We start from the raw sequence: 22865 nt of genomic DNA on the forward strand, positions 1-22865 counted from the left end.
CAACATTTTCTTGCATACGCCTCTTTTTCATTAGTATACAGTTATATTCACTCTTTTTATTTTTTGTCTACAGTCTAACGGCAAAAGCATTTAGCTTTTGCCGTTTTTTCTATTTCTGATCGTGGCGTTTCTCTAAAAATGTAGGACGTATAGAACCCCAAGGGGCTACATCAAGAGTGAGCGCCAAATCCTTCGTTTCCTCTAAATTAGGACCGGTACCTTGTTCCACATAATATTGTTCAAGCTGTGGTGTAGTAATTTGCCCACCATAATTTGTTCCTTGTATAGCTCCCCAAAAATGTTCGCTATCCAATCGATCAATAATGGCATAGCCATCTTTGCCTTCTTTTAATGAAAAATAAATATCGCCTTCCGGTGCAGAAGAGGAAGATTTCAAATCAGGGTATTGCAACATCACATACTCGCCGTAAAAAGGATCATACGGGTCGTAAGGCTCGGCTCGTAACACATATTCTTCACCAAACCAAGAAGCTGCAAAGAAGCTCAAAGCAATCAAGCAAATCATCAGTGTCTGTAAGGCAGGAAATAAAAAGGACTTCATGAAGAGACACCTACTTTCTTCTTGTTAATTCTCCAGGCGATGCCGGACAATGCAAAAAGTAAAAGCGCTCCGATTAGGAAGAATAGGGAGACATCCATTCTTCCCCACGCATAAATGAAATACAGGACAAACTGGACAAGAATGAAAAATACAAAGCCAGGTGCAAGTAGTCTGTCTTTACGATGCTCATTTATTAAATAAGCAAGTGCGATGACTTCGGCCAAAATGGCAAGACCTATTGCCGATTCATCATAAAGCAGAAGTCCGATTAGACTTAGTGCAGCAACCCATTGGAATTTTTTGAATCGGAAATAACTGAACGCGAGTAATGCTGCTCCAACGATAGCCAGAGTGATTGATTCAACAATATTTATCTCGATGAAAGAGAGTTGGGTTTCTCCCAAAATAGCTAAGTAAACTAGAAGCTGTATTCCCCCTATCATAAGGTAGAGAGGACGTACAATCTGTTCTTTTTCCGGGAAGAAATGAATGAAAGCGACAACACCAAATAGTGACCATATTGGCCAAAGTACGTTGTCATATTCAACGACTGACCAAAGTGTGAGTCCTGCTCCAAATAGTAGAATCCAACTAAATGAAATCGAGATGGGCGTTTTACTGAAATAAAACCAGGCTAATGAAACAGCTAAGAATGCTCCCCATTCAAACCACCCCAGAGTTACAACGGAAGTAAATAATACTTGAGCCCCAAAAACAAAAGCGACGATGGCATAAGGAAATTGACGCCAGTGCCAATAATGACCAAGTGCTGCAATGAATATTGCCCATGGTAAAAACGAATTATATAAGGAAAAATGATATGTTTGGACCGTTACAACGATGCTTGCTGCAAACATGGCCAAACCAATAAGACGGAATATGATTGGTTGACCAAATTTTTTCATCTCAGAAAAATGCCCAAGGATGTAAAACAACCACATTACAGAAAGTGTAAGAAATATTCTTAACACATCAGGCATCGCTTGCCAATTGGCCGCAATGAAACTGAACACGGCCAATGAAAAGAAGATAAGCCCGATAATCAAAAGCAGTGGGATTTTAACAGGTTTCGGTTGCTTACTTTCAAATGCAAGAATCTTTTCAACAGTTGATTCGTCGATAAATCCTTCATTTTTCCAACTTTGTAGTTTTTGTTTAAGTACCACGTTACAACTCCTTTATTCTATTTTTTACATTATAGTTTCTTATTATCAGTATAGACATGTCGTCAACTAGGCCATGGATATTTCCTAGAAAAAGGAATAAATGTACATGGCCCATCCCCATCATGATGGAAATGAATTAGTTGGGCAAATTATGTCGGCACTCCCATTTGTGATAGCTCTTATTCTTTATGTATATGCAGTTACATTGACACAGCGTCGATATAGGAAATGATGGCCGCTATATAGAATCTTTTGTTGGTTACAGGGATTATTTGTACAGCGGCCTCGTGTAGTGACCTTTCAGGATTCGCGAATTACACAATGAACAAACAAAAAATACCTCCATTCCATGTAAGGCTACATGAAATGGAGGTATTTTCAATTAGGGTGTATTTCTTCATTGGCTGAAGGATCATTTGTCACTTTTCGTGCTGGATCATTGATTACTTGTTTGTTCAATTCATCAACAAACAGTATGTCCACCGTTTTCATATCTTCATGCATATCAAATAAGCTCACTTTGTCCGTTTGTACGGCATCCGGATTATGCATGTAAGGACCTTTAGCCAATCTACGGTCTTCTTCTGTAAACACTTTTTTCTTCATTGGTTTTCATCCTTTCAACTATTTGTAAAAGGTGGCAGAGAACACTCTTATCATGTGCTTTAAATGAATGACTATGTATACACAGTTAACGTTTAAACGGGAAAAGTAATAAGGATTCCGAAAGGATCATGATGGTAATGACTATTAAAACGAGGTGCTAATTTTTTCCATAACACTTCTTTAAGTCCTTTCTTATGCATATGACAAACTATAGTCCATATTTTATCGGTGACTAAATTTCGAATGAAAGTAAGGGGACAGATAATGAAACCGATTATTGGAATCAGTTCGTTTGTGCAGTACGATGGGGATGAATACTCTGTATCCATGGCCAATGCCCATGCTATCTTACAGGCGGGGGGCATGCCAGTGATGTTGCCACATTTAGAGGAAAAGTCCGATATAGATGAGTTGGCACAATTTTTGGATGGTCTTTACCTGACAGGAGGGTACGATATAGATCCTACACTTTTTGGCGAAGAACCACATCCGATGCTGGGGATTATAGATCCTGCCAGAGACGTTTTTGAATTAGCTCTTATTCGGAAATTTTTAACGCTCAATAAACCGATTTTGGGTGTTTGTCGAGGAATCCAGTCGTTAAATATCGCCATAGGTGGAGATATGTATCAAGATATTGGTGCTCAAATAAAGAATGATTTTTTGCAACATCAGCAACGGGCACCTAAGTCGCATGGTTCTCATTTTGTGAATGTAACAGTTGGTACGTTGCTGCATCAAATCACTGGGCAACACCGTTTGAAGGTCAATAGTCGCCACCACCAAGCCAATCGCAATGTTCCCTTTCCATTAAGAGTCAGTGGGAGTGCAAGTGATGGTGTAATTGAAGCTATCGAAAGTGAAGTGCATTCCTTCGTCCTTGGTGTCCAGTGGCATCCAGAAAACATGTTTTTTGGCGGCGATGAAGCTGCGCGGAAAATTTTCGATGCATTTATAGAAGCTTGCAATAAAAATTTACACCCCCAATAAAAATTATTATTGAGGGAGTCACATATTTATTTTTTTCGTTTTTTGGCTTCCCTTGCTTGACGCTCCCATATTTTCAAGTGAGGATATGGATCGAATGCCCATTCCGTGCGTCCATTATATTTATACATGCCATAATGCAGGTGAGGTGGGAATCGACCTGAAGTTCCTTGTTTCCCATATCCCGAACTTCCCACAAAACCAATAACAGAACCGAGTTCAACGATATCGCCTTTTGCTAATCCTTCATTAAAATAAGCTAAGTGCGCATAATAGTGATAGGTATTTTGAATATCACGTATACCCACACGCCAACCGCCAAATTGGTTCCAACCCAGTTCTTCAACAATTCCATATGAGGTCGATTTTACCGGAACGCCATATCCAGCAAATAAGTCAGTGCCTTCGTGAATGCGTCGGCCACCCCATCCGCGGTTAGCTCCCCAAGTACCTCTATAACTGTAATTCTGATTAAGTGGGATAGGGAAAACATGTTCACCCAGATCCAGTGTGTTGAAGTGTTTATATAATTTGGCAATGGTCATGATTTGATCGACGGTTTTTTCACTTTGGTAGTATTCGTATACGGCCAGTTTAAAGTCTTCTTCAGATTGTCCGTAACTGGCTAAATAAGAAGACATCGTAAAAAGAATATCTATACTATCTTCTGGATTTGCCATGCCGTCTGCATTCCCGTCTAGTCCATTTCCACCAAAAAATGTGATGGATTCAGGTGTTATGTCATCTTTATCAGGATTAAACATTCCTGCCCAGTAATCGTCCGAAAATTGAATGGCAATCGTGCCATCTCTCTTCGGAATGTCTTTCCGCACTTGCTGAATATTGCGTTCAAACTGATCCACAGCGGCTAAATAGTACCAAGGGACAAGTGTGTTTTCAAATTGTAAATAGTAGCTCATGCGCTCTTCCAGTATATCCACTTTCGGCTGCTCTTTTGCAGAAACGACGGAACTTATTAGCAAAGACAGTGTAAAAGCGTATAGTGTTAAGTGAAATATTCGTCGCACTAAATAAACCTCCTTTGTGAATCATTACATTAGAATATCCTGTTCCAAATAAATCATAAGTAGTAAACTTGACCAGTTCATTTTTGCCATTCATTAAGTAGAAATTCAAACTAATTTTGCACATACTATTATGAATGGTGTAGATAATCGGCTCTCATCATCAAATTTAAAGGCCTCACAAAGAAAGGATGAAGAGTTTGATCTTTGAACAATCGGAATTAGATAAATGGGTTCAGCAATATCCGCTTTTGGATGATATCATTCGCTTGGAACCGGTTGTATGGTTAAATTCACAGCTTCAAAAAATGGAAGAAATTGATTCCTTGCCAGTGACGAAAACAGATATGAAGGAAGCCGCAGCGCTATTTCAAAGATTTGCTACTTACTTGGCGAGAGAGTTTCCTGAAACGAAAGAGACGAATGGCATCATCGAATCACCTCTTCGAAATATAGCGAAAATGAAAAATGAGCTGAATACAAAATACGATGCCAAAATAAATGGGGAATTGTTTTTAAAATGCGACAATGAATTGCCCATTGCAGGTTCAATTAAAGCACGAGGCGGTATATATGAAGTCCTGTATTATGCGGAAAAGATGGCGCTAGAAGCAGGTCTAGTTAAAAGAGACGATGATTACAGCGCGTTTTCAAGCGATCATTTCAAGCAATTTTTCAGTCAGTATTCAATCGGTGTTGGCTCTACAGGGAATTTGGGTCTGAGTATAGGTATTATTGGCGCAAAATTAGGTTTTCATGTTTCCGTATACATGTCCGCAGATGCTAAGCAATGGAAGAAAGATTTATTGCGGGCAAAAGGTGCGACCGTACATGAATTCAAAGGAGATTTTGGCGAAGCCATTTTTGCTGGAAGACAGGAAACGAAAAATAATGTAAAAGGCTATTTTGTTGATGATGAAGATTCAAAGCATTTATTCCTCGGGTACAGTGTCGCGGCGATTCGTTTGGAAAAACAACTACAAAATGAAAATATACAAGTTGATGCTGAACATCCTTTATTTGTATATTTACCGTGTGGTGTTGGTGGGTCGCCTGGTGGAATTGCGTTCGGACTAAAACAGGTTTTTGGAGATTATGTACATTGTTTCTTTGTGGAACCCACTCATTCTCCAGCCGTATTAGTCGGGCTGCTGACAGGGGAAAAAGAAAAAGTATGTGTGCAGAATTTCGGAATCGATAACTTAACTGAAGGGGATGGCTTAGCAGTAGGAAGACCGTCATGCTTCGCTTCCTCTATTAGTGAGAAGCTCGTTAGTGGTATTTACACCATGGAGGATGAAGATTTATTTAAATTATTGGCATTATTGTCGGATAGTGAAGGGATCCATCTGGAACCATCAGCCACTTCAGGTCTGATAGGACCAGGACTGATATTAGCGTCCGAATACGTGAAAGAAAATAACTTGAATACTTCTCAAGCCACACATATCGTTTGGGCAACGGGTGGAGCACTTGTACCAAAACATGACATGAAAAGATTTTATGAAAAAGGACAAAGCTTACTTTAATATAGGTTTTATCATATATACACACAAAGACACCCCGAGCAGCTCTGCGACTACTCGGGGTGTCTTGCTCTATCATATTCAGATGAATACTAGATTATGACTGAGAGAAGTGAGAAAGGAATCTAGGCTCAAATAGCAACCTGTAAAATATCAAACCACTGGTCTCTTGTTAAAGATATATACAAAGCCCGTATAGCTGATTCTATGCGTGGCATTTGCCTGAACCCACTATCGGCATAATATGTGCCAGAAGGCTTAAGCAACCACGCTTATGGGACTTCGTCAACGCTCATGGCCCCAACTCCTTTTTCAATTTCTTCAAGCTTTTTACGCAATTTAACCGTCTTCTCATCTTGTGAAGTGAAAATAGCTCCAAGATGTCTCAACCGTCCTTCTTGGCATAAAATCACCGCCCCATGTTCAAAGTTTTCAAATTATTTATTAATAATCTTGGTTTAAAAAATAAATATTAGAGGTATATGAATATTTAGTTAGCATACATAAAGTTTAAGAATGAAGACTTAAAGACAAAAACGAAGAAATATTAACATTGACTATTTCATTAAGTAGTGAATATAATTTTATTAATTCTGAAAATTTCTGCTAGAATGAATTATACATATATACATAAGGGTTAAAATTTAGGAGGTCAAGAATGATTGCATTTAAAGAAGTAAATAAGTATTTTGGAGATTTTCACGTTTTGAAAGATATTAATCTCACAATCAATAAGGGCGAAGTAGTTGTCATAATTGGACCTTCTGGTTCAGGGAAAAGTACTTTGCTACGTTGTATGAATCGGTTGGAAACAATTTCTGAAGGTACCCTTATTGTAAATGATGTTTCAGTAGGGGATAAAAAAACGGATATCAATAAGCTAAGACGCAATATCGGAATGGTATTTCAGCATTTTTATTTATATCCACACAAAACAGTGCTTGAAAACATCATGCTAGCTCCAATGAAAGTATTAGGGCAATCTGCAAAAGAAGCTAAAGAAACAGCTATGTACTATCTTGATAAAGTAGGTATATCTGATAAGGCCGATGCTTTCCCTTCCCAGCTATCTGGTGGCCAGCAACAGCGTGTGGCAATTGCACGTGGTCTAGTCATGAAACCCGAAATCATGCTTTTTGATGAGCCGACTTCGGCACTCGATCCCGAAATGATTGGTGAGGTTCTGGATGTTATGAAAACCCTTGCAAAAGAAGGAATGACGATGGCTGTGGTCACTCATGAAATGGGATTCGCTAAAGAGGTTGCGGACCGAATTGTATTTATGGATGAAGGAAAAATTTTAGAAGAAGCAGTTCCGGCTGAATTCTACGAGAATCCCCGTGAAGAGCGGGCTCGTTTGTTCCTCAGTCGTATTTTAAATCATTAATAGGGGGTAATTGGAATGTTTCAGACAAAAAAATTATTAAAAATGGCTTTTGTATCTACAATGGCCGCTATTTTTCTTGCGGGTTGCAGCGGGGACGATAATGCAAGCGAAGACAAAGATGTACTTGCACAAATCAAAGAGGACAAAAAAATTGTGTTTGGTGTAAAATACGATACTCGTCTTTTTGGATTGAAAAATCCATCAACTGGCGAAGTTGAAGGTTTTGATATCGATCTTTCCAAAGCACTGGCAGAAGAAATGTTCGGCCCGGATGTTAAACCTGAGTACAAAGAAGTTACTTCGAAAACGCGAGTAGGACTCTTGAACAATGATAAAATCGATGCGGTTGTAGCTACGATGACAATTAATGAAGAGCGTAAAAAAGAAGTTGATTTTACTGATGTGTATTTTGATGCAGGACAATCATTGCTTGTAGAAAAGGGAAGTAAGATTAAGGGCATTGAAGACTTAGCAAAAGGAACAAAAGTGCTTGCTGTTAAAGGCTCTACATCTGCAATAAATATTCGTGAGAAAGCTCCTGAAACGACTGTTCTTGAATTTGAAAACTACGCTGAAGCTTTTACAGCATTAAAATCTGGTAAGGGTGATGCCCTGACTACAGATGATTCTATCCTTTATGGCATGGCTGAAGAAGATCCTTCATTTGAACTTGTCGGTGGAACTTTCACGGAAGAGCCTTATGGAATCGCTGTTAAAAAAGGCAATCAAGAGCTTGTCGATGAGTTGAACAAAGCATTGAAAAGCTTAAAGGACTCAGGAAAATATGATGAAATCAAGGATAAATGGATTAAGAAATAATAATTTATATTAGGTTTCTTGTCAGGATGGGCATATTCCGTAAGTAGAATTACGGACTGCTCATCCTGATTAATTAGGAGGAGATCGTTTGCTGGATTTCTCGATACTGACAGATAATATGGATTTATTTGTGGAAGGATTTAAAATCACCATTATTGCTAGTTTAATAGCATTGGTTTGTAGCTTTCTTCTTGGGACACTTATTGCAGTTATGCGAATTGCCCCATTTAAACCGCTAAACTGGATTGGAACGGCGTATGTGGAATTTATCCGTAATATACCTGTACTGGTCATTGTGTTTTTCACTTACTTGGCTGGTAGTTACGGCGGAATGACGGCAGGGATTATAGGATTGACTGTTTACACAGCGGCTTTTATTGCTGAAGCAATCCGTGCAGGGATTTTGTCAGTGCCAAAGGGCCAAATGGAAGCAGCCAGATCATCAGGACTGACTTACGGACAAGCAATGAGGACTGTCATCCTACCACAGGCAATAAAAATTGTTATCCCGCCTCTTGGCAATCAATTTATCAATTTGGTTAAGAACTCATCACTATTAGCCGTCGTGGCAGGTGGGGATTTGATGTATCAAGGGGATTTAATAGCTGCGAAGACATTCTCCACTTTTGATACATATATTTTCGTTGGTTTGTTTTATTTGATTTTAACTATACCTTTAAGTTTTGGCGTAGTATTTTTGGAAAAACGCCTGGCTAGAAGTAATTAAGGAGGTGCATAGATGGATTTCCTGGCACCGTTCACTGATGTATTAACACCGGCCAATATAAAATTTTTACTCGAAGGATTTTGGGTCACAATTAAGGTAGCTGCCATTTCAATTGTGCTTAGCTTTATAATTGGTGGTCTGATGGGGACAATCAGGTACGCGAAGATTCCTGTTGTTTCACATGTAGTTGCATTGATTGTTGAGACAATCCGTAACCTCCCTTTACTGTTGATCATTTTCTTTACCTATTTTGCGTTGCCCGAAATCGGGATTGATATGGAAATAATGACAGCTGCCATCGTGGCATTGACGATTTTTGAATCCGCGATGCTTTCGGAAATCATCCGAAGTGGGCTGAATTCCATTGAAAAAGGACAGATAGAAGCTGGACGTTCATCTGGCTTGAACTACATACAGACATTACGATATATTATTATGCCCCAAGCTTTGAGAAGAATGGTTCCACCGATTGTCAGTCAATTTATTTCCCTTCTGAAAGACACATCTTTGGCTGTCGTCATCGCGTTGCCAGAACTATTGCATAACGCTCAAATCTTATACGCACAGAACGAATCGGGTGTCATACCTATTTTCGTCACTATTGCATTGATGTACTTTATCGTTAACTTTGCTTTATCCTTAGTTGCACGAAGACTGGAATTAAAGCAGGCTTAAAAAAGTCCGGCTCAACAAGTTGAGGTGGACTTTTTTGAAAACTAAAACTGTTGTGATTTCCTCACGCAGTTTATAAAGAAGGTAGATGTAAAAGCAGTGCATTTAAATACGAATTACTAAAAACGAATTCAATGGATAGTATTCAGGAATGTGGGAACGCTAATTCTTGACTAATATTCAAATTGAAGGAGGATTTGTGATGCCTAGACCACTGCCAAATGATTCAGCAGATAACAAAGAAAGACTTAACAAAACGATTGACAATATGGAAGCAGCAGAAGAAGCAATGACGTATGCTGAAGGGAAAGAGCTTGCCGCAATCAAGGAAAAAAACGAACATCGTAAAGAAGCCATTGATGGTTTAAGAAAAGAAATAATCGAAGAGGGCAAATCACGTATCAATGGCTACATTTAAAAGAGTGTAGCATTGCTAAATAAAGATGGAGACTAAACGTTCTCCATCTTTTTTAATGATTCGTCTGTTTGCGTACATAGTGAAAAAGGGACGCAGTAAATATTGACGCACTATGATCTACCTACCGAAAAAATCCAGACTACCTAGAAGGGTGGAAACATTATATGATTCGATTGCAATCTTTTGCAGAAGGAAAGATGCTGATGTCGATCCTAGGTCCATCCTTACAAAAACATGAAAGTGGGAAAATCCATTATGTCTACTGTAATACATCAAGAAATACGTTTTAACGTTAGCCCAAATCACCTCTATGAAGCGCTAACCGATGCAACGAAATTTGCTAAAGTTACTGGCGGTGCACCAACTGAAATCGGTTCTGAAGAAGGAGATTCTTTTTCTTTATTCGGTGGAATGATTACGGGTCGAAATATTGAATTGGTGCCTAATGAAAGAATTGTCCAAGCTTGGCGTGCCGGTAATTGGGAAGCAGGTGTTTATTCTATTGCTAAGTTTGAATTCAAGGAACTTGGCAATGAAACTCAACTCGTATTCACACACACGGCTTTCCCGGAAGCTCAAGGGGAACATCTTGGGACAGGATGGCATGAAAATTATTGGAAACCACTTGAAAATTACTTTACTTAAAATTATTGAGTAAAAACTCCGTTTTGAGAGAACATAAAAGTAATCGAAACGGAGGTGTCATTTTTATGACGAATAATCAGAATAAGCCGGGTGCATATACTCAAACCGGAACAGATATTGAAGAGGTCAAAAGAAATAATGCAAATTCAGGACTTACTTACAATCAAGTGAAGCAGTTGATTGCAAAAACGGTTGGCAATGAACAAACTGAATTCGGCAGTGAGCAAGTCTTTCCAGAACAACAAAAGAAAAAGTAAAGTTCATTATGTGAAGCAGGTGCCTTTTAGGTATCTGCTTTTATCTTTTGTAAATTGTAAGATAGAATTGACATAAGTGAGGTGGCGTGATGAATAAAACAATAGGTGTGTTTGCCCATGTTGATGCAGGGAAAACAACATTTTCCGAGCAAATTCTTTACCATACGAAAAGTATTAAGCAAAGAGGACGTGTAGATCATAAAGATGCTTTCCTCGATAGCCATGAAATAGAAAGACAAAGAGGAATTACAGTATTTGCAGATCAAGCAACTTTTACATATAAAGATTCAACGTATTATTTAATTGATAACCCAGGACACGTTGATTTCTCTCCGGAAATGGAGCGTTCCGTTCAAGTAATGGATTACGCTATTGTTATATTAAGTGCTGTTGAAGGAATCGAAGGACATACAGCAACCATCTGGCAACTACTAAGAAAGCATCACGTTCCTACCTTTTTCTTTATTAATAAGACCGATCGTACTGGAGCGGATGTGAAAAACGTAGTAAAAGAAATACAGGAAGACTTTTCAGCGGACGTCATTGATATTACTCAATCTTTTCACGAAGGTGAAATGACGGAAAGTCTAATAGAATCTATCGCTGAACGCAATGAAAATCTTCTTGAACACTATATGGAAGATGGTTACGAGAAGGATTTATGGATCAACACAATGAAAGACTTGATTAAGGATAACAAAGTTTTTCCGTGTGCCAGTGGGTCAGCGCTGCAGGATATTGGTATAGTCGAATTCCTGGATAAATTTCATCAATTGACCGAGACGCAATATACAAGTGATGAAGCATTCTCTGGAAGAGTTTATAAAGTTAGGCATGATGAAAAAGGGACAAGAATCACTTTTATTAAATCATTAAGCGGTACTTTGAGCGTTAGAGATGAAATAACGTATAGTCCGATAGAGCAAGCATTAACGGAAAAAATCACACAAATACGGGTCTACAATGGGAATAAATTCAAAACGGTAGAACATGTGAAGGCCGGTGAACTTTTTGCAGTTTCAGGACTGACAAATGCAGTTACAGGCGATGGCTTAGGAACTTTATACGGGAAAGCTGATTATGAAATGGTACCGACATTGAAATCCAAAGTTGTTATTGTTCCATCTGTTCATATAAAAGATGCATTGAAGTGTTTTCAATTACTGGATGTGGAAGATCCATCGTTGAATGTGATGTGGGAGGAACGTCTCCAGGAAATTCATATCCATGTGATGGGTGCAATTCAATTGGAAATTTTGAAACAGCTGGTTGCAGAAAGATTTCATTTTGAAGTTGAATTTGAAGAACCGCAAATCCTTTATAAAGAAACCATTAACTCTACTACCATAGGGTACGGGCATTTTGAGCCATTGAAACATTATGCCGAAGTTCATTTGAAAATGGAACCTGCTAGGAGAAACAGTGGTATCACATTTGATAATGTCTGTCATGCGAATCACTTGTCGGTGGGCAATCAAAACTTGGTCAAGCATCATTTATTGGAGAAGGCGCATAACGGATTGTTAACCGGTTCACCATTGACAGATATTAAGGTCACATTACTAACAGGACGAGCCGACAATATGCATACGTCTGGCGGTGATTTCCGGGAAGCCACATACAGGGCATTGAGACAGGGGGTGGAAAAAGCATCAAATCTTCTGCTGGAGCCCTTTTATGACTTTAGGATAAAAGTAGACGTTGATCAGATGGGAAAAGTACTTTCCGATATTCAAATGGCGCATGGAAGTTTTGATTCACCTAAAACGGAAGGCCATAAAGTGATATTGACCGGAAAAGTCCCAGTGGCCACCTTTATGAACTATGCAGCGGAGCTTGCTTCGTTTACACAAGGAAAAGGTGTATTAAATTTGATGTTCGGTGGATATGAGCAATGTCATAATGAAGATGAAGTCATTCAGAGAATTGCTTACAATAAAGATGCAGACCCTGAATATAGTTCATCATCAATTTTCTGCGCGAAAGGTAAAGGCTACACTGTACCGTGGGAGCGGGCAGAAGAACTAATGCATTGTTTATAATGCAGAATAGAGGGTTTTTCATGAGTGAGAAGGAAATGGATAGAATGCTTCGTATTAAAACGGCAGGAACGCTCGAAGTGCTGAATCAGTCCGTGCATTATAATCGATATGAAGCAACACCCTATATTGCTTTAGATGAACTGTTCAAACATTATGAAATAACAAAGGACAATCGAATAGTGGATGTTGGATGTGGCAAAGGTCGGCTTTCTTTTTACATTCATAATCATTTTCAAGTACCGACAATAGGTATTGAAATGAGTGGCAAACTTTATCAAGATGCACTAGAAAATTTGCAGAGCTACGATAAGACTGGGAAGAAATCGAAGGGACTAATTACCTTCGAACGATGTCTTGCTGAGGACTACAAAATTGATTCTAGAGATGATGTATTCTATTTCTTCAATCCATTTTCCGAACAAATTTTTATGAAATTTGTTGAACATATTCTCGATTCGGTGGATGAGCATAAAAGATCTATTGACTTAATTCTTTACTATCCAACCTCAGCGTATCTTTTGTTTCTCGAAACAAGGACAACCTTCGAATTTCTGCGAGAAATCAAAGTACCAGAGCTGTATGAACAAAATGAAAATGAACGATTCATGATTTTTCATCTACCTTTAATGAAACTAAAAATAGAACGTGAAGAGCCTAATACAAACTAAACTTAAAAATGAAATGAGGATGAATTTATGACGAAGGTGAATGAACTGGATGGAGCAAAAGTAATCAAACAAACGAAAAATGACGGAACACTAAAATTAAGCACTATGTATTTTGAAGAAAAAGATGGCACTACGATTGAAGTACCGATAACTGCTTTAGCCATTGCAAAGTACGAAGAAGAACGAGGGTATTATTTATTCATGTGTGATAGCGAATGGACAGTTCAGGACGATCATCATCTTGAATCACTTGAGGAGGCAATCACTTGGGCAGAAAAGAATTTTGATGTGACTGATAAAGAATGGATGTAGGTTTAATAATTCAAGTAGATGAGGTGATATTTAGATGAAGCCATATAAAAATTGTCAAAGTTGTGGAATGCCACTTTCAAAGGATGCTGAAGGTGGCGGTACAGAAAAGAATGGAAATAAAAGTGTCATGTATTGTAGCCATTGTTATCAAAATGGCACGTTTACATCTCCTGAGATGACCGTAGACAAAATGAGAGAGAAGGTGAAAGGAAAGTTGATTGAATTCGGAATTCCGAAAATGTTAACTGGACTGTTCACTCGTAATATTCATAAATTAGCCCGTTGGAATAATTCTAGTTAACAATAAAGAGTAGGGTTGCCATTAAACCAAGTTGGTTCAGAAAGGGATCAACTTTTTTTGTGGAATTAAAACGTGAAAGAATAGAACCTTTTAATCGATATTTCTTGTATGTGAGTTGAGTCTTTACTGGATAGTCATTAATATTCTCTCAACTATTTCTGATATAGATAGTTTGCTTACTTGACAAATTCAAGTTACAAAAATATAATTACTTACATAAAGTAACTTAATGGAGAAAACACGATACAAAAAGGGGATAGTAAAATGAGCGATATTCAAATGGTTTCCAAAGAAGCTCTTTCGGTTTTAAAAGATAAAATAAAGTTAATAAAAAAAGATGATGGTGCGGTTTATTTAGTAGGTCCCATTCGCCTACCTGTTAATTTATATGGAGAAACAGCCATTTTTCAATGGTACTGCTGGTTGAATAGCAACAATGAAAACGAAGATTTTCAACAGATTATAGATAATTTATCTTCTGCCAATCTTGCAGAATATCAACAGTCAAGCGTCTTGGTGTATGGTGATTTTGAAAATGATGAAGAAGCACTTATTAGAATGCACTCCATCTGTCACACTGGTGATATCTTTGGCAGTAAAAGATGTGATTGCGGATTTCAATTGAAACAATCCATGCAAATGATTGTCGATCACGGTTCAGGAGCGTTGTTTTATTTAGCAAATCATGAAGGTAGAGGAATTGGGTTATTCAGCAAAGCCATGGCCTATATTCTTCAGGAAAATGGCTACGACACAGTGGAAGCTAACGAAAGCCTCGGTTTTGTGGATGATTCCCGCAATTATGATGATGCCATCCATGTACTCAAAGCATTGCGTACAAAACCTGTTACTTTGTTGACAAATAATCCGAAAAAACTCGCGGCATTGATTGATGCCGGTATGCCAATTTCAGGTCGCACACCTTTATGGGGAGATGTATCCGAATATAATGAAGCTTACTTGCAGACGAAAATTAAACGCTCGGGACATTTAGAAATCGAGGATGAAGGGACTTGTCCGAATGACTAATCATGAATTTTATATGGATTTGGCCATTAATAATGCAAGGGCGATGAAGGGGCAAACAGATCCGAATCCTCTGGTGGGCTCAGTCATTGTGAATGACAACCGAATTGTTGGAGTCGGAGCTCATTTGAAAACTGGGGAACCACATGCAGAAATTCATGCGCTGCGCATGGCTGGAGACAAAGCGAGGGGTGGAACCATTTACGTCACACTCGAACCTTGCTCCCATCACGGGCGTACGGGTCCTTGTGCGGTGGCGATTGTAGAAGCCGGCTTGAAGAAAGTGGTTATTGCAACGCTCGATCCAAACCCAATGGTCTCCGGACGAGGTGTCAAAATTCTTGAAGATGCAGGAATTGAAGTCATTGTTGGCATTCAAGAAGATGCATCAAGAAAAATGAATGAAGTATTCAATAAGTTCATCGTCGAGAATCAACCATTCGTAACTTTAAAAGCGGGTATTACTTTAGATGGTAAAATTGCTACACATTCATCTGATAGCAAATGGATTACATCTGAAGAAGCAAGAAACGATGTCCATAAAATACGAAATGAAAACATGGCGATATTAGTGGGCGTAAATACTGTTATTGCGGACAACCCAGAATTAACAACAAGAATTCCAAATGGTCGAAACCCGATTCGCATTATATTGGATTCTACCTTAAAAGTTCCACTAGAGAGTAAGGTTGTTACAGATAAATTAGCTGATACCTGGATTTTTACCAGTGTTAACTATGATAGGGACAAGAAAAAAGCCTTGGAGAATTTGGGGATATCTGTTTTTTCCACGTCTGGTTCAAAACATGTAAACCCTGTTGAAGTGATGAAAGTCTTAGGTGAAAAAGGAATTTCATCTATATTGATTGAAGGTGGAGGAACCATCAACGCTGCTTTTTTAGAAAATAAATTGATTGATAAAGCCATTATTTATATTGCACCGAAATTAATCGGAGGACATCAAGCCCCTACTTTCATGGAAGGTACAGGAATTGACAAAATGGGCGATGCTGTTGAATTATTTGATACTGAGATGATAAAAATCGGGAAAGATTTTAAATTTACCGGTTATCCAGTATATAAAAAATGAAAGAAAAAATTGAGGGATTCCATTATGAAGTTTGGCTTTGATATAGACGACACGCTCATTAAGCTGAGAGAACATGCTTTTCATATCTACAATAAAAATTTGAAACAAAATGTTCCCATCGACGTTTTTCATGAAATAAAGATAGTTGAAATACATGAAGCATTCGGACTGGATGCACAACAAGGTGCTGATATGTGGAATCGTTCGCTGGAAGAAATTTATTACACGGCTTGTCCACCTTATCCAGGTGCCGTAGAGGCATTAGTGGAACTAAGTAACCAAGGTCATGAAATATATTATATAACTGCTCGACCGAGTGAACATGGCGAACGGACGAAAAAATGGATGATTGAACAAGGGTTTCCCGTACAAGATGATCGCTTCTTTTGCGGCATGAAGGATCAGGAAAAAGTTGATATCATTCAATCTTTACAACTCGATTATTATTTTGATGACAAGCCGGATGTGTTAAATACACTTTCATCAGCTCATCTCAAACCTTTTGTTATGAATCAATCCTATAACCAGCATCTGACCGTTCCAAGAATAGTGGACTGGTCTGAATTGCAAAAAGTTATCGAAAAAATTGATCACCATCAACTGTGAATAAAAGTATAATTCATCTCTATTTGTGAAACAGCGTATGTGAGTCTTCAGAAAATGGTACAATACTTAGTATAGGAAATTCTTTAGAATGCTTGAATGTTTTTTATCCGCTATGGCTTGTATATACTGATAAGCAAATATGAAATTTTCGATAATAAATAAATGAAAAAACATCAGCTGCGAATAGCTGGGTTTTTTTATTAAAGGAGATAGATTTACATGACTAACAAAGTACAAAATGATCTACCAGAAAATTACGAAGAACTGAAAAAAGAAGCGAACCGTACATCCAGTTGGAGAGCGCGTTTTGATGCAGTTGAGGAATTGGGTCAGTCCAAACACAGTAAAGTGATAGATGTTCTTACAAACCGTATGAACAACGATCCTGTATTTAAAGTGCAAGAGGCAGCTTACCGACAACTTAAAAATTTCGGTGAAGATGTAGAGAAGCCTAAACAAACAAAATTCGATATCATTAAAGGAACGTCTAAAATTTTGTTGCGCATTAAAAAGAGCTTGCCTGCCGATCATTCATATGACGAGTTCAAAGAGAAACTGAAAAAAATGAGACTTGATGTATATGATGCATACGAAGGTGAAAAGGGTGGCGAATTCGATAAGTGGCTTGAAAATGAATGGGCTTCCTTATTGAAAAAATAAATAAAACTAACCGATTGCACATAATTGCAATCGGTTTTTTTCACTCTATGGACTTACAACAGGTTCGAGTACAGTTAAAGTAAGATTAATTGTATTCATCCTCACACTTGCGCCAAGCGGAATGGCAGCCTTAAAACGGCCATGTGCCGTGGCTACATTACTTAATATAGGTTTTCCTAAAGGCACAAGAAAATCATCTATTAGTTGATCGTACGAGACCCCATAGGCAGGTTCGCAATTTGTACACTCGCCCATCATAATTCCGATGCAATCCTCAAATTTACCGGCTAGTTTCAAGTGATTTAAATAGCGGTAAACAGTGTTGATAGGTTCATGTGTATCTTCAAGACAGAGAATCTTTCCTTCCGTATTAATTTCAAAGGGAGTGCCCAATGTGTCCACAAATGACGTCAGATTTCCACCTACAATCGGACCTGTTACATCCCCGGAAACTTTGTTCACGAACGGCATGCCTGGCGGGTTTACAATTTGCCATGGTGCTGGTCTAGCTGAAGTGGCAGCGAAATATTGATTGAAATTATAAGCAGGGGTTCGGGTGTTGAAATCAAGTAACAGTAAACTTTGAAAAGTAATCAAATCTGAATACTCATAAAGAGCGTTCAGTAAAATCGTTACATCGCTGTATCCTGAAATGATTTTTGGATTTTGCCTGATGACATTAAAGTCCAGGAAAGGAAGGATGCCAGCAACTCCGACTCCTCCTCTGGTTGGTAAAATACAGGTAACGGTTTTATCTTCAAACATCTTCATTAAATCCGATGCCCGTTCTTCAGGAGTTCCTGCCAGGAAACCGTCGTTATCATATACATGATCCCCAACAATGACGTTGAAGCCCATATTCTTTAAAGTAGCAATGCCTTCATCAATTCTCTGAGCACTTAATGGACTCCCTAAAGTCACAATCCCAATGGTGTCACCTGCTTGCAGTTGCGGGGGCTTTATAGCCATTTTTATTCAACTCCTTCCAATACACAAATATTCCTCTATTATATGGTTGTTATAAAAAGGAAAGTACTAATAGTAAAGCGAATTCGATGAGTTTAACTGACTTACATATGATTTTCGGCTAAAACAGATGTAGAATAAAAGAAAAACAAATGATTGGGTGATTTTATGAAACAAAATATAAAGCTTAAAGTGAAATCTTCTTTTGCAAAAAATATGAAAGAAGGATACCCGCTCATAACGGACGATGCAATCATCAATATGAAAGATGTAAAAGATGAAGGGACAATCATCGAACTTGTGGATGATCAACACCGTTTCATAGGAAAAGGTTATTATGGCAAACAGAACAAGGGTCGAGGGTGGATTTTGAGCCAAAATCAACATGAAAAATTTGATGCCTCGTTTTTTGAAGAAAAATTAAAACTGGCCATCGAACATCGGGATTCATTATTCCAGGATGCCAAGACAACTGCATTCCGCGTATTTAATGGAGAAGGCGACGGTGTGGGCGGTTTTACAATCGATTATTTCGATGGATACTATGTCATCAGTTGGTACAGTGAAGGAATTTACCAGTTTAAAAATGAAGTGATTCAAGCGTTGTCCAATGTGGTTGACGTGAAAGGTTTGTATGAAAAAAAACGTTTTGCCGTCAAAGGTACTTATATGGAAGATGATGATTTTATTTCGGGAGAAAAGGCTCCTGAACCATTGCTTGTAAAAGAGAATGACATGAATTTTGCAGTGTATTTAAACGACGGGGCAATGGTAGGCATCTTTTTGGACCAACGTGACGTAAGAAGAACTATTCGTGATTCCTATTCAAAAGGGAAAAATGTCTTGAATACGTTTTCTTATACAGGTGCATTTTCAGTTGCAGCGGCACTTGGTGGTGCAATAAAAACGACGAGTGTCGATCTGGCTAATCGCAGTAAAAGCAAAACGATCGAGCAGTTCAGTGTTAATGGTATCGATTTCGAGTCCCAGGACATTATTGTGGAAGATGTTTTTCATTATTTTAAATATGCGGTTCGAAAAGAATTGAAATTTGATTTGGTGATATTAGATCCTCCAAGCTTTGCCCGATCTAAAAAGCATACGTTCAGCGCTGGAAAGGACTATACAGATTTACTTATGCAAGCAATTGCCATTACTGAAAAAAACGGCATGATTGTTGCTTCTTCAAACTGCAGTACGTTTGGCATGACCAAGTTTAAAGGGTTTATTGATAAAGCGTTTAAACAATCTGGTGAAAAGTATACTATCCGGGAAGAGTTCTCTCTCCCTGAAGACTTTAAAACAATCGAAGAATTTAAAGAAGGAAATTATTTAAAAGTAGTGTTCATTGAAAAACGCTAATCCTCTCAGGAAATTTGACTTGAATATTTTTGACTAAATAATAAACTGCCCAGGAAGGCTTGTCCTTTCTGGGCAATTTTAAATATGAAAATAACTATTGAGTGGAAAGAAAAGCCACTAAAACGTTTTAAGAATAAAAAAGTGAATAATCAGATTAAGTCAAATAGTCTAAAAATGTATTGTATATACTTTATACTACAGATAGTATTTAGGTATAAACATCATGAGACGAGGTATACCTTTGTGGAATTACTAACAGTGAATTTCCTATTTAATTTATCAATATTAATTGTTTTACTTTTTTTCTTTTTGATGTGGGCAGAAAAATCAGATGAAAAGAATAATTACCGAGAAACAGCTAAGTTATATTTTATCGTTTCTTTGGTGCTCTGTTATGTATTTTCATACCGCTTGACGGAAGATATAGTATTAGATCTGCGAATAGTCCCTTTTGTGATAGGGGGACTCTATTTGGGGATAAGTCCGATATTGGGTCTACTGATTATCGTTATTCGTGGATTTTTGGGAATCGATAACGGATTCTTTATAGCCGCATTGTTTTACGGAGTAGCCAGTTGGTTTATATGGTATATTTCCCCTTGGTTTTTAAAAAGGTCATCTAAATTCAGAATAATGTTTTCTATAGGGGTAACTTTTCTGGTCAGTTTGCTCATATTAGTAGGTTTAGAAATTCTGTCCCCGCCAGAACATTCTTTAGATTTCTGGTTTGCTTATCTTTTTGTACCGCCACTCGGAGTTGCCATGATTTCTTATCTTATAGAAGGTATTAGAAGAAATGTTCTTTTGCGACAGCGTTTGGTCAAGGCTGAAAAATTAGAGGCAGTTGAACAGATGGGTGCGGCCATTTCTCATGAGATTCGTAATCCCTTGACGTCTGCCATGGGTTTTGTTCAGCTTTTGGAAGATGATTTACTTGATTTGGATAAACGAAAGCAATATCTCAACATTTTAAAAGAAGAATTGCAATCAGCTGAAAAGGTAATACAGGATTATTTAACATTTTCCAAACCGACCATTGAATCCGTAGAAGTATTTCAAGTGGAAGAAGAGCTTAACCAAATACTAAAATTGCTGCAGCCTTCTGCTAATTGGTATTCAGTAAGAGTGGAAAGTGATTATAGCTCGTTAAATTACATACAAGGTGATCGTCAAAAATTTCATCAATGTTTTGTCAATGTCATAAAAAATGCGATTGAGTCCATGCCAAACGGTGGTATTTTATCGGTTTCCTCGCGCGCAGATTCTACTCACGTGACGATCAAGATTCAAGATACAGGAGTTGGTATGACGAAAGATCAAATAGAGCGTCTAGGTGAACCTTATTATTCAACGAAAGGAGATAAAGGGACTGGCCTCGGTGTGATGGTTGTAAATAGTATTGTCAAAGCTATGAAAGGAACCATACGAGTCAAAAGTAAAGTTGGGGAAGGAACTGTATTTACATTTACATTTCATGTGTATAAGAAAAGTAATCAGAATTCTTCAGGACAAGTCAAGCATCAAGATCTTCGTATGTAATGTATGATAATTTCCAAGCCGATCAATGGAATTTTTGGTTTACACGAGGAAACAAGCCGGGCAAAATTCGCAGTCATTTTATTCCGAATTCAAGCCTAATTAACAGCACAATAAGAATCAAGGCCGTTCCCAATTACACGGGAACGACCTTGATTTTGGATTATAGGCATAACCGGAAATTCCGAGTTATGGTTTATAAAAGTTCTCGGTGTAATAGGGTTGATTTTCATCATTAAATGCTACACCCACGCCAAGCAATTCAAAGTCGCTTTTTAAAAGATTCTTGCGATGCCCCATAGAATTCATCAATCCTTCATGTGCAAAAATACTGCTGGACTGACCATAAGCTAAATTTTCTCCAGCTACGGAATAATTGATGTTGTCCATCGTCATGCGATCAAAAGGAGATTGTCCTGATAAATTGGTATGACTGAAATAATTATGTTCTGCCATGTCTACACTGTGTTTATAAGCTGTTACCCTGATTTTGGATTCCCATTTCACTGGTGAGACATTGTGATGAACTCGGGCAGCATTTGTTAAATCGAATAATTGAAATTCAAATCCCTTTTGTAAATCCGCACTTGTGTCACCATATAAAGCACCTTTTTGGTTTTCCAAATGCTTTGAAATAATTTGGATTGCAGTGACAGTATTTTTTTCATGGACGTCATAAAACACAGTCACATAGACATTTTCGATTAAGTAAGTATCCATCTCTCCATCACTATTCAACAAGTATCGGACATTGCCTTTTTGAATGTATTTGATAGGCTTTCCTAATGCATTATGAACAATAGATTTTGGACTGCTCAGTTTGAATCCGTATGAAGTGGAAATCAAGTCATTATTGGTAAATAGCCCATTCACTTGTTGAGACTCATCGAACGAAACCATTAAAAAGTTTTGATAGTCTGTGTGATAGGTATGCCAATCTGAGCCATATTCATTTTTAGTGATGCGTTTCGCCTTGCCTAGCTCGGCATTGACCGATTCCATGCTGTCCCCAATTTGTATGTTATGAACGGCAAATAATCCCTCTGTAGGTGTTGATAGTGCAGGTTTTTCGACTTGATTAATGGATGCATACTTCGTTTCTCCTGCTTCCAATGTCAGTTTTGCGGGTATGGTAGCCACTTTTTGGGATAAATCAGCAATAATGGGCTGCTCTTTTAAATACTCGTATCCTTTAATTACTTGTGCATCAATTGTATTTAAAAAAGATACATCAACGTATTTGCTGGCTGGTTCTTCCCACAGCGGACTTGTTAAATAAGCTGCAAAAAGTAATGTGAGGATTAATTTTATGTAACCCAAATTTTGTTCCACCCTTATCATCAAATTGTATTCTCGTATTGGAAAATACTTGTTATTTGACAGTATATCCAGCGCGACCTGGATGAATACGTGATAAGTGGGGGTTTCTTTTAAAATAGTCTTTGTTAAACGAGATTGCTCGTTTAACGGAGCGGATTTCCACTTTTATTATCTCTGAT

Annotated in this window: 26 protein-coding genes; 19 read left to right on the forward strand and 7 right to left on the reverse strand. The window is 38.0% G+C overall.

Annotation, left to right across the window (positions count from 1 at the left end):
* Window positions 1-109 precede the first annotated feature (109 nt).
* The 3 genes from MHH33_RS03880 to MHH33_RS03890 all read right to left on the reverse strand — a co-directional run bounded on the left by MHH33_RS03880 (window position 110) and on the right by MHH33_RS03890 (window position 2334).
* On the reverse strand, window positions 110-562 hold the full coding sequence (locus tag MHH33_RS03880) for a GDYXXLXY domain-containing protein (protein WP_016429302.1): 453 nt from the start codon (window positions 560-562) through the stop codon (window positions 110-112).
* Window positions 559-1728 carry a DUF2157 domain-containing protein gene (locus MHH33_RS03885; RefSeq protein ID WP_016429301.1) on the reverse strand — a complete coding sequence of 390 codons (1170 nt, stop codon included), beginning with the start codon at window positions 1726-1728 and terminating at the stop codon, window positions 559-561. Before MHH33_RS03885 ends, MHH33_RS03880 begins: the two co-directional genes overlap by 4 nt.
* A 378-nt stretch (window positions 1729-2106) precedes the next feature.
* Window positions 2107-2334, reverse strand: coding sequence for a hypothetical protein (locus MHH33_RS03890; RefSeq protein WP_016429299.1), 228 nt, complete (start codon window positions 2332-2334; stop codon window positions 2107-2109).
* 264 nt (window positions 2335-2598) lie between these two features.
* On the opposite strand from MHH33_RS03890, the gene MHH33_RS03895 reads away from it, so the two are divergent.
* The gene (locus MHH33_RS03895) at window positions 2599-3324 is read left to right on the forward strand and encodes a gamma-glutamyl-gamma-aminobutyrate hydrolase family protein (protein ID WP_016429298.1); all 726 of its coding nucleotides are present in this window, start codon (window positions 2599-2601) and stop codon (window positions 3322-3324) included.
* Window positions 3325-3350: 26 nt separating this feature from the next.
* On the opposite strand, the gene MHH33_RS03900 is transcribed toward MHH33_RS03895, so the two are convergent.
* Complete coding sequence (locus MHH33_RS03900) at window positions 3351-4349, reverse strand: M23 family metallopeptidase (RefSeq protein WP_016429297.1); 999 nt, start codon at window positions 4347-4349, stop codon at window positions 3351-3353.
* A 188-nt stretch (window positions 4350-4537) separates the two neighbouring features.
* On the opposite strand from MHH33_RS03900, the gene MHH33_RS03905 reads away from it, so the two are divergent.
* Window positions 4538-5875, forward strand: a complete 1338-nt coding sequence (locus MHH33_RS03905) for a D-serine ammonia-lyase (RefSeq protein WP_342543012.1) — start codon at window positions 4538-4540, stop codon at window positions 5873-5875.
* Window positions 5876-6144: 269 nt separating this feature from the next.
* Here the strand turns inward: MHH33_RS03905 and MHH33_RS03910 are convergent, their stop codons facing one another.
* Window positions 6145-6285 (reverse strand): hypothetical protein, encoded by a 141-nt coding sequence (locus tag MHH33_RS03910; RefSeq protein WP_342543013.1) that lies wholly within the window; start codon window positions 6283-6285, stop codon window positions 6145-6147.
* Between the two features lie 245 nt (window positions 6286-6530).
* Here MHH33_RS03910 and MHH33_RS03915 point away from each other — a divergent pair, with 245 nt between their 5' ends.
* From MHH33_RS03915 to MHH33_RS03985, 15 genes are all read left to right on the forward strand, one after another.
* A complete protein-coding gene (locus MHH33_RS03915; RefSeq protein ID WP_016429295.1) occupies window positions 6531-7259 on the forward strand; it encodes an amino acid ABC transporter ATP-binding protein in 729 nt (242 codons plus the stop codon).
* 15 nt (window positions 7260-7274) lie between these two features.
* A complete protein-coding gene (locus MHH33_RS03920; protein WP_016429294.1) occupies window positions 7275-8078 on the forward strand; it encodes a transporter substrate-binding domain-containing protein in 804 nt (267 codons plus the stop codon).
* An 88-nt stretch (window positions 8079-8166) separates the two neighbouring features.
* Window positions 8167-8805: an amino acid ABC transporter permease gene (locus MHH33_RS03925; protein ID WP_016429293.1), complete on the forward strand. Its 639-nt coding sequence runs from the start codon at window positions 8167-8169 to the stop codon at window positions 8803-8805.
* 12 nt (window positions 8806-8817) lie between these two features.
* A complete protein-coding gene (locus MHH33_RS03930; RefSeq protein ID WP_016429292.1) occupies window positions 8818-9480 on the forward strand; it encodes an amino acid ABC transporter permease in 663 nt (220 codons plus the stop codon).
* 199 nt (window positions 9481-9679) lie between these two features.
* Window positions 9680-9895 carry a small, acid-soluble spore protein tlp gene (locus MHH33_RS03935; protein ID WP_016429291.1) on the forward strand — a complete coding sequence of 72 codons (216 nt, stop codon included), beginning with the start codon at window positions 9680-9682 and terminating at the stop codon, window positions 9893-9895.
* Between the two features lie 255 nt (window positions 9896-10150).
* On the forward strand, window positions 10151-10540 hold the full coding sequence (locus tag MHH33_RS03940; protein WP_016429290.1) for an SRPBCC family protein: 390 nt from the start codon (window positions 10151-10153) through the stop codon (window positions 10538-10540).
* A 65-nt stretch (window positions 10541-10605) separates the two neighbouring features.
* Entirely contained in the window at window positions 10606-10797 is a 192-nt protein-coding gene (locus MHH33_RS03945; protein ID WP_016429289.1) for a hypothetical protein, read from the forward strand.
* 89 nt (window positions 10798-10886) lie between these two features.
* Entirely contained in the window at window positions 10887-12839 is a 1953-nt protein-coding gene (locus tag MHH33_RS03950) for a translation factor GTPase family protein (protein WP_342543014.1), read from the forward strand.
* A 20-nt stretch (window positions 12840-12859) separates the two neighbouring features.
* Window positions 12860-13507: an SAM-dependent methyltransferase gene (locus MHH33_RS03955; RefSeq protein ID WP_342543015.1), complete on the forward strand. Its 648-nt coding sequence runs from the start codon at window positions 12860-12862 to the stop codon at window positions 13505-13507.
* A 27-nt stretch (window positions 13508-13534) separates the two neighbouring features.
* Window positions 13535-13819, forward strand: a complete 285-nt coding sequence (locus MHH33_RS03960) for a hypothetical protein (RefSeq protein WP_016429286.1) — start codon at window positions 13535-13537, stop codon at window positions 13817-13819.
* 34 nt (window positions 13820-13853) lie between these two features.
* Window positions 13854-14120 (forward strand): zinc ribbon domain-containing protein, encoded by a 267-nt coding sequence (locus tag MHH33_RS03965; RefSeq protein ID WP_342543016.1) that lies wholly within the window; start codon window positions 13854-13856, stop codon window positions 14118-14120.
* 264 nt (window positions 14121-14384) lie between these two features.
* Window positions 14385-15149 (forward strand): GTP cyclohydrolase II, encoded by a 765-nt coding sequence (locus MHH33_RS03970; RefSeq protein WP_342543017.1) that lies wholly within the window; start codon window positions 14385-14387, stop codon window positions 15147-15149.
* Complete coding sequence (ribD, locus tag MHH33_RS03975; RefSeq protein WP_016429283.1) at window positions 15142-16236, forward strand: bifunctional diaminohydroxyphosphoribosylaminopyrimidine deaminase/5-amino-6-(5-phosphoribosylamino)uracil reductase RibD; 1095 nt, start codon at window positions 15142-15144, stop codon at window positions 16234-16236. The genes MHH33_RS03970 and ribD overlap by 8 nt, the downstream gene beginning before the upstream one ends.
* A gap of 24 nt (window positions 16237-16260) precedes the next feature.
* On the forward strand, window positions 16261-16842 hold the full coding sequence (locus MHH33_RS03980; protein ID WP_016429282.1) for an HAD family acid phosphatase: 582 nt from the start codon (window positions 16261-16263) through the stop codon (window positions 16840-16842).
* 219 nt (window positions 16843-17061) lie between these two features.
* Entirely contained in the window at window positions 17062-17502 is a 441-nt protein-coding gene (locus tag MHH33_RS03985; RefSeq protein WP_016429281.1) for a HEAT repeat domain-containing protein, read from the forward strand.
* Between the two features lie 45 nt (window positions 17503-17547).
* On the opposite strand, the gene MHH33_RS03990 is transcribed toward MHH33_RS03985, so the two are convergent.
* Window positions 17548-18471, reverse strand: coding sequence for an LD-carboxypeptidase (locus MHH33_RS03990; RefSeq protein ID WP_342543018.1), 924 nt, complete (start codon window positions 18469-18471; stop codon window positions 17548-17550).
* Window positions 18472-18636: 165 nt separating this feature from the next.
* Between MHH33_RS03990 and MHH33_RS03995 the strand changes: the two genes are divergently transcribed.
* Both MHH33_RS03995 and MHH33_RS04000 read left to right on the forward strand, forming a co-directional pair.
* On the forward strand, window positions 18637-19830 hold the full coding sequence (locus MHH33_RS03995) for a class I SAM-dependent rRNA methyltransferase (protein ID WP_016429279.1): 1194 nt from the start codon (window positions 18637-18639) through the stop codon (window positions 19828-19830).
* A 243-nt stretch (window positions 19831-20073) separates the two neighbouring features.
* Window positions 20074-21369: a HAMP domain-containing sensor histidine kinase gene (locus tag MHH33_RS04000; RefSeq protein ID WP_016429278.1), complete on the forward strand. Its 1296-nt coding sequence runs from the start codon at window positions 20074-20076 to the stop codon at window positions 21367-21369.
* Between the two features lie 186 nt (window positions 21370-21555).
* On the opposite strand, the gene MHH33_RS04005 is transcribed toward MHH33_RS04000, so the two are convergent.
* On the reverse strand, window positions 21556-22686 hold the full coding sequence (locus MHH33_RS04005) for a CAP domain-containing protein (RefSeq protein WP_016429277.1): 1131 nt from the start codon (window positions 22684-22686) through the stop codon (window positions 21556-21558).
* Window positions 22687-22865 lie beyond the last annotated feature (179 nt).

It is taken from the genome of Paenisporosarcina sp. FSL H8-0542 (genome assembly GCF_038632915.1).
Taxonomy (GTDB): domain Bacteria; phylum Bacillota; class Bacilli; order Bacillales_A; family Planococcaceae; genus Paenisporosarcina.